10 protein-coding genes are annotated in these 10,694 nt (G+C 63.4%); 4 read left to right on the top strand and 6 right to left on the bottom strand.

All coding sequences use genetic code 11. The features are described from left to right. Positions 1-67: 67 nt before the first annotated feature. Complete coding sequence (locus VN856_RS23555) at positions 68-361, bottom strand: hypothetical protein (protein WP_325693674.1); 294 nt, start codon at positions 359-361, stop codon at positions 68-70. Between the two features lie 374 nt (positions 362-735). Between VN856_RS23555 and VN856_RS23550 the strand changes: the two genes are divergently transcribed. From VN856_RS23550 to VN856_RS23540, 3 genes are read left to right on the top strand one after another with little or no spacing between them, the layout of a single operon-like run. Beyond that, the gene (locus tag VN856_RS23550; RefSeq protein WP_325693671.1) at positions 736-1,407 is read left to right on the top strand and encodes a response regulator transcription factor; all 672 of its coding nucleotides are present in this window, start codon (positions 736-738) and stop codon (positions 1,405-1,407) included. 55 nt (positions 1,408-1,462) lie between these two features. Next, positions 1,463-1,834: a response regulator transcription factor gene (locus VN856_RS23545; protein WP_325693669.1), complete on the top strand. Its 372-nt coding sequence runs from the start codon at positions 1,463-1,465 to the stop codon at positions 1,832-1,834. Beyond that, entirely contained in the window at positions 1,816-3,195 is a 1,380-nt protein-coding gene (locus tag VN856_RS23540) for a sensor histidine kinase (protein ID WP_325693665.1), read from the top strand. The genes VN856_RS23545 and VN856_RS23540 overlap by 19 nt, the downstream gene beginning before the upstream one ends. Before the next feature lie 771 nt (positions 3,196-3,966). On the opposite strand, the gene VN856_RS23535 is transcribed toward VN856_RS23540, so the two are convergent. Further along, on the bottom strand, positions 3,967-4,548 hold the full coding sequence (locus VN856_RS23535; protein ID WP_325693663.1) for a TetR/AcrR family transcriptional regulator: 582 nt from the start codon (positions 4,546-4,548) through the stop codon (positions 3,967-3,969). Between the two features lie 187 nt (positions 4,549-4,735). On the opposite strand from VN856_RS23535, the gene VN856_RS23530 reads away from it, so the two are divergent. After that, positions 4,736-6,514 carry a hypothetical protein gene (locus tag VN856_RS23530; RefSeq protein WP_325693660.1) on the top strand — a complete coding sequence of 593 codons (1,779 nt, stop codon included), beginning with the start codon at positions 4,736-4,738 and terminating at the stop codon, positions 6,512-6,514. A 58-nt stretch (positions 6,515-6,572) separates the two neighbouring features. On the opposite strand, the gene VN856_RS23525 is transcribed toward VN856_RS23530, so the two are convergent. From VN856_RS23525 to VN856_RS23510, 4 genes are all read right to left on the bottom strand, one after another. Continuing rightward, positions 6,573-6,881: an STAS domain-containing protein gene (locus tag VN856_RS23525; RefSeq protein WP_325693657.1), complete on the bottom strand. Its 309-nt coding sequence runs from the start codon at positions 6,879-6,881 to the stop codon at positions 6,573-6,575. Then, the gene (locus VN856_RS23520; RefSeq protein WP_325693654.1) at positions 6,881-9,412 is read right to left on the bottom strand and encodes a SpoIIE family protein phosphatase; all 2,532 of its coding nucleotides are present in this window, start codon (positions 9,410-9,412) and stop codon (positions 6,881-6,883) included. The genes VN856_RS23525 and VN856_RS23520 overlap by 1 nt, the downstream gene beginning before the upstream one ends. A 98-nt stretch (positions 9,413-9,510) precedes the next feature. After that, positions 9,511-9,873: a hypothetical protein gene (locus VN856_RS23515; RefSeq protein ID WP_325693651.1), complete on the bottom strand. Its 363-nt coding sequence runs from the start codon at positions 9,871-9,873 to the stop codon at positions 9,511-9,513. A 349-nt stretch (positions 9,874-10,222) separates the two neighbouring features. Continuing rightward, positions 10,223-10,694: PE-PPE domain-containing protein (locus VN856_RS23510; RefSeq protein ID WP_325693649.1), on the bottom strand; the 472-nt coding region annotated here is incomplete at its 5' end.

The raw sequence follows: 10,694 nt of genomic DNA, 5'->3' as shown, positions 1-10,694 counted from the left end.
CTCGCCCCGAGCTCGTGCATCAGAGCATCGAGTCGGGGCGAGCCAGACCAGTCATACTGGAGGGCGCTCACAGCCGGTCCATTTCGCGGGCCATGCGCGACCGCTCCAGGTAACCGGTGTCTCTCGGGTAATGCTGGCGCGGTGGCGGCAGGTGCAGTGAGCCCGCGGCATCGCGAATCGCATCGATCCACCGGTGGGGGGCGGACGCCTTTCGTAGCAACAGGGCCATCCGGGTGCTGAATAGCACCTCCTGGGCGGTGATCAGAACGGACTCAGGAGTCGTCCCGTCTATTGCCGAAGTCGGCGCAACTTCGCGGGCGGCTTCGGGAGTTCTCGCGGATGTCGTTGTTGATTGCGACATTTCGCCTCCTTGACTATGTGCGTGCCCCTTGGCGGACAGGCTCGGATAAACATTGAGTGTTGTCCGACGACAGGTCGGCGACCAGAAAGCACGCACCACACCTGTGGTGGTGCCTACCCCCCCGGCGTCTGCATCCGCCCGGCCCATCGAGGTGCGATAGTTGCTCGAATTGCGATCTTCCGCAACGGCTTCGGAGCTGTCCACGGCGGGAGACCAGTCAGCGCGCGGCCTTCAGGGTCTACGTCGCGAAATTAAGTAGCCCAGTACTGTAGCGGCCCGCCGTAAATGCGCGAATAGTTTGGACAATCAAGATCGCACCTTTATGCGGCGATATCGATTGATTACCGTAGAGATCGAGAAAGGACGACATCAAGGTGAGTGGTCCAATTTCGGTCGTCATCGCCGAAGACAGCCTGTTGGTGCGAGACAGCGTCCACCGGGCGTTATCCACCGACGCGGATGTGAATGTCGTTGGCATCGCTGAGGATTATGACTCCGCCGTCGAACTCATCGAAAAGCATCATCCGGCGCTGCTGTTCACCGATGTGCGGATGCCGCCGACGTCGACGGACGAGGGCATTCGGTTGGCCCAGTGGATGCGAACCGCGCACCCCGACATCGGGGTAATTGTTTTGTCGCAATACGCGGATCCCCACTACGTCAAGGGCTTGCTGGACGGCGGTACCGCGGCCCGCGGCTATCTGCTGAAGGAGCGCGTTTCGCACTTCGACCAGCTCAGCGAGGCGGTGCACCAAGTCGCCGCAGGTGGGACCGTGCTGGATCCCCTGGTGGTCGAGGCACTACTGGCCCAGCCGAGCTCCGCCGAGACGCTCAACCGGCTGACACCCAGAGAACGCGAGGTGCTTGCCGAACTGGCCACCGGGCTCAGCAACCGCACGGTGGCGCAACGGCTCGTGCTGACTCAGCGGGCGGTGGAAAAGCACATCAATTCCATCTTTGCCAAGCTCCACTTGACCGTCGACGACTCCGTCGACCGCCGGGTCAAGGCTGTGTTGATGTTCCTCAACAACGACGGCTCCGCATGAAAACAGTGGTGTGTACACCATCGTGCGGGACACAACCGTGCCGCATCATCCGAAGGTGGACGATAAGGTGCGAGTCTGGGTGGTCGACGACCAGGCCAGTTTCCGGCGCGCAACGGCCGCCGCCGTGGCGGCCACCGAAGATTTCACCATGGCCGGCAATTGCGAAACCGGGGAATCTGCAATCGAACTCATTCCGGACGGCAGTGCTGGGATCGTGCTGATGGACATCAACATGCCGGGAATGGGTGGTATCGAAGCCACCCGGCGGCTCCGCGCCGCACATCCAGAATTGATCGTCCTGTTGACGTCAACGTATGACGTCGAGGACCTTCCCCCGGACGTCGCGAGTTGCGGCGCCGCGGCCTACTTACACAAAGAACACCTGACTCCGAGCCTTTTGACGCGGTTATGGAAAGCAAGCCAGTAAACCCCGCGACGACAACCGAATCGGTGCCCTACTGGCGGGTGCCGACGGTCCTCTTGGAGGCGGCTGTCCGGTCGTCGTCGCTGTTGGGCCACGACCTGGTCAACCGCTTCACGGTGCAACGTTTTCAGCTGTTCCTCGCTGGTTACGTGGCGATGTACGGCGGTGCCGGCGTATTGCTGCCCCTATGGCAATACCTGTGGGTGTTGCGATCCGCCTGGTTCTTGGCCATCGCCGCGATTTGCAGCGCGCAATGTCTGGTGCTGGCGATCGCGCTGCCTCTGGCGCGTCGCGGGAGATATCCGGAATCGATCACGCTGGCCTGCATCAGTAACTGGGTCGCCGTACTGCTCATCACGTTCGTCGCACCCAATCTGCTACCGGTGATGGTCCTGGCTGCCGTGGTGCCTGTCGTTTTCGCCCAGCCCTACATCCGCTGGCAACGAGGCCTGGCTTTCGCCGTGATCACCGCGGGCTGCGTATTGGCTTTGGCTGTGGTAGCCCGTTTTCAGCATTTCGCACACTTTTCGGCGCAACCGCCGCGCTGGATCGAGCACGCTTTCATCATCATCGCGTTGCCGATGCATGCCTTTCACCTCTTGGTGATCGCGTGGAACAACGCCGGCGCACTGGCTGTGTCGGAGCAGATGCTCGCCGAGCGCGCCGCCGAGGTCGAGGCCTCGCGCGGCCGGCTTGTCACGGCCGCTGATGAGGAACGGCGCCGGCTCGAACGCGATCTGCATGACGGTGCCCAACAACACCTCGTCGCGCTGGCGGTGCTCATCCAACTCGCCCGCAATGCCGAACAAGGCAAACATCAGCCGCTGCTCGCCGAGGCATCCTTGATGCTGGAAAATGCGATCGCCGAGATCCGCCGGCTCGCCCACGGCATCTACCCTCCGTCGCTGGTCACCGGGGGCCTTCGCCAGGCCTTGACGGCGGTCGCCGCGCACGCCCCGATTCCGATTCAACTCGACCTGAAGGACCTCGGCCGCTACCCCGCGTCGATCGAAGCCGCTCTCTATTTCTGCTGCAGCGAAGCGCTGCAGAACGCGATCAAGCATGGCGGCCCCGGCACTGCCGTCACGATCACCGCCCATGCCAACGCGCAGACACTGACCCTGACGATCAGCGACACCGGCCACGGATTCCAGCCCGCAACCACCGGCACCGGGTTGACCAATATGACCGACCGCGTGTCAGCCATCGGCGGGAAGGTGAAGATCGACACCGCGCCCGGACGGGGCACCCGTGTCACCGCCGTCGTCGAAACCGCGGCGCAGCCGAATGCGGACCCGTCGGCAAACGGCGAACGCAATCCGGCCAGTGGAGATGTCGAAGCATCTCTTTCTCCCAAGCGGTGAAGAACCGACCGATCGACCACGTCGCGCCGAGTTGCGCAGCGAGTTAAGACTGCTCCAATCGGCGCATCCGGTCCGCTGAGCGGACCGCTCTGTTGCCGAAGCACCCTGGTCGACGCGAAATGGATCTTGCCAGGCGGCACTCCCAGGGTGTCCGCGAAGAGAAAGGGTCAGACGATGACTGCGCAGGACAACTGGAGATGGTGCAACAAATGTCAGGTGCTCGCCTTCGCGGGCTTCCCCTCGCTGGGGGCTTGCGCTGCTGGTGGCAGCCACGACCACTCTGGCAGCGGCGATTATGTCCTGATCCAAGACGTCCCGGTTGGCGGGAATGAGCAGGACAACTGGAGATGGTGCAATAAATGTCAGGTGCTCGCCTTCGCGGGCAACCCCTCGCCGGGGCCTTGCCCTGCTGGTGGCGTCCATGACCACCTTCTCAGCGGCGATTATGTCCTGACCTACAGTGTCGCGGTTGGCGGGAATGAGCAGAGCAACTGGAGATGGTGCAACAAATGTCAGGCGCTCGCCTTCGCGGGCAACCCCTCGCCGGGGCCTTGCGCCGATGGGGGCAGCCACGACCATTCTGGCAGCGGTGACTACGTGCTCTCTTTTGAGTAGGCGACGCACCGCAGGCGCCGTCGTGATCGAACTATAGCCATTCGAAATATCAACCGCGCCAACTAGATTCGGCCTAGGGCTCACTGCACGAGAAGGCCGCCCGTGAGACGGGAAAGCCACTCTCCCCGAACAGTGAGCGGAGCGCAAGGACGCCGATCAGCTGGCCAGCGCCCGCATCGCGATGGCCACGATGGCGTCGGCATCGGCGGGGGTCAATCCTCCGTGCCCGGTTGCCCTGCGGTACATCGCCGGCCCGAAGATGAGATCCAGCGCGACTTCGGGGTCGAGGTTGGGATCCAGTTCACCGCGGGCGACACCGCGGTCCCAGATCTTCGTCACGGCTGCTCGGCGGACGTTCACCTGGTGGGTGCGTATCCGTTCGCGTTCAGTTGGGTAGAACTGCGACTCACCGACGAGTTGGGCATAGATCTCACCGAGTGAGCTGGTGTAGAAGCCCATCATGCCGCGCAACGTCAGGCGGAAGTCTTCGGCCGCCGACCCGGTGTCGGGCACGGGCGCGTCAATCATCATGCGGTGCAAGAACGCATCGATGGCCACTGCGGTCCGGTTCGGCCACCATTTGTAGATCGTGGCCTTGCTGACCCCGCTGCGGGCGGAGATCCTATCGACCGACGCTCTGCGCAGATCGTCCTCCTGCATCAGTTCCATCGCGGCTTTCAGAACAGCGTCGCGGCGTTCTTCACTACGCGGTCGGCCGCGCGGGCGACTTGGGGTCATTGCTCCAGTTTCCCACCCGCAGTTGGTACAAAGCTAATTACTAGACGTCTCACTGTGAGTTCGCTTCTGCGCGTTGCCAAGAGCCAAACCGCACATGCAACATCTGACGAGAAATCTCTCAGATCCACATCAGACATCCCTCAGATACGTCTCAGCCGTATCTCGAATGTGCGTAAAGGGCCCCTTCATGCAGCGCAATCTTCAACCCTGGATCACCACAGGTGTAGTTCTCGCGGGCGCCAGCCTGATCGCCGTCAATCCGATGGCTACACCGCGGCCTGATGCGCAGCACCGACAGGTTCGGCTCGTCGACTACGACGAGTTCGACCTGTCTCAACTGGTCAGCACTACCGAGGCCAACTGGTCCGGGTTGGAAACGGTTCTCGGCAGCAGCAATTGGCTGACCGACCCGGATATCTCTCAAGGTCTCAGCGCCGTGTTCAGCGACCTGTCGACCGGCACCGCGAACCCGCTGACCGACCCGATCTCCCTGCTGACCGAGGGCGCGCTGCTGCTCACCAGCAGCGGCGACGCGTCGAATGCCGCCGCCACCGCGCTGACAGCCGTCACCGACAACGTCGAATCTGCGCTCAGCAGCGGCGACTACTCCACTGCGCTCACCGATCTCGAAGACGGTCCCAGCACGGTCCTGTACGCATTCCTCAATGGCTACCCGGAAACCCTTGGCTCCGGTGTGATTTCACCGGAACTCGGACTGCTCACCAACACTGCTGACGGCGCCGTGAGCGGCCAGATCGACGCCCTTCAGCAGCTAAGCAATACGTTGGCCGACGAGTTGTCAGCAGTCGGCGGAGGGGATCTGACGACAACCCCGACCCTGTTGGAACCGGGATCCCTGGACGTTTCGGTCGACGTCAGCACAATCCTCAACGATCTTGCTCCCAGCGGCGCGCTCTCCCTGCCGTTCAGCCTGGACAGCCTGCTCAGCGACGCCGCTCCCAGCGGCACGCTCAGCCTGCCGGTGAGCGTCGACGATCTCCTCGGCGATGTCGCACCCAGCGGGAGCCTCACCCTGCCGGTCAGCCTGGACAGCCTGCTCGACGGCGCTACTCCGAATGGCACTGTCTCCCTGCCGATCTCCCTCGACGGGCTGCTCAGCGACGCCGCCACCAACGGCAACATCACTGTGCCGGTCACCATCGACCAAGTCCTCGGCGACGCCCTCGGCAACGGCGGCAGTATCAGCGTCCCATCCATCTCCGTAGACACGATCGTCGCCGACCTCGGCAATCCCTCGTACACCATTAACCTCGGCATCGCCAAAGAAACCATCTCCCTGCAAACTTTCGTCAACGACCTCGGTATCGGCAACGAAACCATCACTCCCCCATCAATTTCCGACGCCACCGTCCTCAGCGATCTAGAGTCGGCGCTCGGCAGCTCGGGCAATTCCGACATCACCGTGTCGGTAAGCAGTCTCGAGAACCTTCTCGGCGCCGCCGGCAGCCAGGACATCAGCGTCTCCACCGCCACCCTCGAGGGCCTGCTGGGCACCTCCGGCAGCAGCGACATCACCCTGTCGATCTCCGACTTGCAGACGCTTCTCGGTAGCGCCGGCAGCTCGGACATCAGCCTGTCGGTCAGTACCCTCGAGTCGCTCCTCGGCGCTGCCGGCAGCTCAGACATCAGCATCCCGCTCAACACCCTCGAGGGGCTTTTCCCGAGCACGCTGAGCCTGGACCTGGACATCCCCGGCGTGACCGGGGGCGCCGTGCCGACCTTCGACGTGGACCTGGCCCAGGACTTGCTGGCGGCGCTCGGCAGCATCGCACCGATCTCGTCGGATCTGCCGGGCCTGTTGGGCACCGACCCGACACTCGACGTGACATCGCTGTTGACCACTGTGGTGACCGACCTCGGCCTACCGGTCTCGATTACCGGTGGCGATCTCACGGTGAACCTCACGGGCCTTGCCTCGGAACTGCTCGCCGGCCTGGTGCCCTGAGCTCGGCCGCGGCGCCGGTGGGCGGGAGGAGACGCCGGCGCCGCCCGGAGCCGCGACGTCACGCGGGTTCGACTGTGACCACTTCAGTTAGACCGCTCATCGTGAGGACGGACATCAGGAGGGGGTGGGCGATCACATGGATTTGGCCGGCGCGGGCGTACAGAGCGTTAATGGCGGCGCTGTCCAGGTACTCGATTGCGCTGAGGTCGACAGTGAGCGTTCCGCCGCTGTTGGCGACCTCGGCACCGGCGGCGGTGAGGGCTTGGTCGAATGCATCGATATTGCTGAGGTCGATTTCCCCTACTGCGATCAGCACGAGTTTGTCATCGTTGCGGCGCGCGGTGTCGAGGGTGAGCGACGTGGGCATCAGGCGATCCTCGCGGAAAGGTGAACAGTGGTTCCGGCGGTGTCGGAGTTGATGCTGACCTCGTGCATGAGCTGTCGCATGAGGGCGATACCCCGGCCGCGATGCGGCTCCTTCGCTGGAGGCTCCCATGAACCGGTGTCGGTGATGGTCAACTGCACCTGGTCGGCCAGCACGGTCGCCGCCACACTGATAAGGCCCTCCGGACTGTGGCGGTGACCGTGCTCGATAGCGTTGGATACGGCTTCTCCGGCGGCGATCAGCACGTCCAAAGTCTGATCTGGGCGCACCTGGGCTCGGGTCAACCAGCTGCGCAATGCAGTGCGGCTGGGAGCGAGGTGGCTGGCGTGGGCGGGAAACTTCAGGTCCAGCGGTGCGGGATGGCGGTATAGCAGAAGGGCAACGTCATCCTGATAGCCGCCGCTTGGCGCGAGACCGGACATGATCTGGTTCGCCAGATCATCCAGCGTCGAGGCGACGCCATCTCGAACGAGGGCGGCAACCCGGGAGATTCCGTGGTCCAGTGCTATGCGGCGGCGTTCGACCAGACCGTCGGTGTAGAGCACCAGAGTCGCGCGCGCCGGCATGATCACTTGCGCTTCGGGTCGCAACCAGCCGGGTCGTACTCCCAAGGCAATCGTGTGGGCATCGTCGAGCATCCGGGTGGCGCCGTCGGCGTAGACCAGGATGGGCGGCGGGTGCCCTGCACTGGAGTACACCAGCTCACCTGTGTCGGGGTTGAGTACCGCGCAGACGGCGGTGGTGCATCGGGCACCCGGTAGCCGTGCCGCGAAGCGATCCATCCCCGAGAGAGTCGCGCTGGGGCTGGGGTCGCCCAACAGCAGGGCCCGGCAGGCGCTGCGCACCTGACCCATCACGGTGGCGGCGGCGAGGTCATGGCCGACACAGTCGCCGACGACCAACGCGATGCGCCCGTCATCCAGGTCCATGACGTCGTACCAGTCACCGCCCACCTGTAGGGGCCGGCTCGCGGCCTGATATCGCACTTCGAACCCGCCCGGCAGCTGAGCAGGGCCGAGGATTGCGTGTTGCAACGCAAGGGCGGTCTCGCGCTGCTGGTCAACTTGGTAAACCCGCTGCAGGCCTTGGCCGAGGCGGCCTGCCAGCACTGTTAGCAAGGTCTGGTCTTCGAGGGTGAACGGCCGTTGCTCAGCTAGATCGATCCAAACGACGAGCACGCCCTCGGGATGCTGCAGCGCGATGCCGGCCGTCCCGGCCTTTGTCGTGTTGGGAGTGAGGAGCTCGCCGTCGCGCAAAGAGCTGAGGATCTGTCGTGTATGGGAGGGCAGGTCTACCCACTGCGCGGGCTCGCCGACCGACACTATTGGCGGTGTGCCATAGGCGGTTTGCGTCGATGAGCTTCCGATCGGGAAGGTCACGGCCAAAACGCGGCGTGCTCGCCATAGCCGACGCAATTCTTCAGCCGCGGCGTGCAGTGCGTCGTCGACGGTATCCGCTTGGGCGAGTTCCTGATTGAGCGCATGTTCGCGACCTGCCGTCAGCGCCAATGCGATAGCAGCGTGTGCGGCGAAGTCACTGACGAGGTCGAGGTAATCGTTGCCGAACGGCGGCTGCTGCGGGTGACGTGCGACAGCAATCACACCAATCACCGTCTCATCCGCAGTCAGCGGCATGACGATCGCCGATCGTTCACCGACGTCGGTAAACCCCTCGATCGGATATTGGAAGGAATCAGTAATCAGCGGGAGACCACGACGCACAACACCGCCCGTGGTGGAGCCCTCCATTGGAACCTGCTGACCGATCACCTCCGAGGAGTACCGGCCGGACGTAGCGGCCACGACCAGGGTGTCGACTTCATCGGCGGGCAGACCGGGCTCCCGCGGGACCAACAAAATTGCCTGCTCAGCATCGGCTAAGTCCAAGGCCAAGTCCACAATGAGCTGCAATGGCCCCGTCTGCGGGTCGCCGGACAGCAGCGCGGTCGTGATCTCGCGACTGGCCTTCGTCCATTTGGCCGATTCGCGCTCTCGTTCGAAGAGTCGCGCGTTGTCGATGGCGGCGGCCGCCGCTGTGGCCAACGCCCGTACGGCGCTCTCCTGGAAGTCGGAAAACACTCGATCGGGCCGGTCATCGGCCAGATAAAGGTTCCCGAAAACAGCTGCCCGCACGGTGATTGGTATGCCGAGGAATGCCCGCATTGGCGGGTCGTGTGCGTGCAGCCCTATGGCCTGCGGCTGAGCACTCAGATCATCAACGCGTAGACCGTCACCTACCGGCAGATCGCCGAACCGCCGGGCTGTGTCATCGTCGATTCCCACGTGGATGAACGAAGCGAGGGTGCCGTCATGGGCGCGTATTCCCAGTGCCCCGTACCGGGCACCTGTCAGCCTCATCGCCGCATCGACGATTCGATGCAACGTCGCATCCAGGTTCAGAACGGAACCGATCTCGACGATGACCTGCACCAGGTACTCCATCTCGTCGCGAGTCGCACCCACATCGTCAATGTGTTTATGCGTTCGGTTACCCAGATCGCGTCGGCCCGTCATGGTGAGTCGGATTGACCCTGGTCATCGTCCATAAACACGAGCGTAATTGTCAGAGTTCGATTTATCGCTAATCTGCGGCGTGCAGCCGCGGGCACGCCTCAGCCGACGTCTGAATAAGTGATCGGGCCGTCCCACACTCCGGGGCGGTCCGATCCACGCGGGGTGGGCCTCCGCGACCCCTTCTTCGGAGCCATCTCGGTGTCTGCCAACGCAGCGGCCTCAGACAGCGCCTCGATTACCTGGCGGGCCTCCGCTGGCGTGATCGGATCACCGGGGACGTCAACAGCGATGCGCCTTTGGATGCGCCCGTCAAGCTGTTGCTTGCCGATGACGGCAACAGTGATGGGGTAAGGCCGTCCGTTGTGGGTCGTGTGCTCGACTGTCCAGCTGCGCCCGTCAAAGAGTCGTTGGCCGTCTTCCCAGGGGCCGATCCATGTTGCGTCTTCGGGTTTGCGGGTCACGGCTGGCGCTCCTCTGTAGGCCCCCTTGGCGCGAAACAATACGCTACGGAGCGTAACTATTTTACCCGGGTCCACCGGTCTCGGAATCCTTGTCTGATTTGCGGACACTCATTGTCGGTGGTTTGGGGTACAACGTCGCCGTGGCCAAGTCGCGCGACGAGTTCCCCAACCACTTTGTTAGCGACCTCGTACCACCGACGGCGGATGGGTCGTGGTGCCGCCGACGGTGCTGCCCCGCCGGCCCCTGCACCAACATTCGGGACGGGCGTCATTCGTTGCGTGACGTACCTGACCGTCGCGCGCCCCCTTGCGCCGCAACCGCTGCCGGTGCGCTCACTCAGAACTCAGGTCAGAACGTATTAGTCAAAAACAGTTGCAGGGACTGGAATAGGCTCTCGAACAGTCCGCTGCTGCCGATCCCATTATCGAGTGCACCAATAAACGCGTCGAAGCCGTTGATGTTGTCGGAGATGTCGATATTTGTGAGGTCGCCGTCGATCGACGTGGTCGCGTCAGCGATTTGCGTCGGTGTCAAACCCAAATACTCCGCGTGCGTAGTGAACAGGTTGTACAGCGCATCCAGCTGACCTCCGGCTGCGACGTCCTGTTGGAAGTCGGCGACCCCGTCACCGTCGAGCGTGTAGATCGTCGCCGGGTACAGATCATCGGGCGTCACGTAAGTGTTCGCCTCGATTCCGCCCGGGAGGCAGGGGTCGCCGATGAACACGAAGTGCAGATCGGCGCTGGGGATGCCGTCTTCTGCGAGTTGGGTCATGGCGATCGACTCGGCGGTGGCGCTTTGGGAGTATCCGAAGATCGTC

It is taken from the genome of Mycobacterium sp. (assembly GCF_035603715.1).
Classification (GTDB): domain Bacteria; phylum Actinomycetota; class Actinomycetes; order Mycobacteriales; family Mycobacteriaceae; genus Mycobacterium.
Note: the sequence above shows the minus strand (reverse complement) of the source record. Positions and strands in the feature narration are given on the sequence as shown.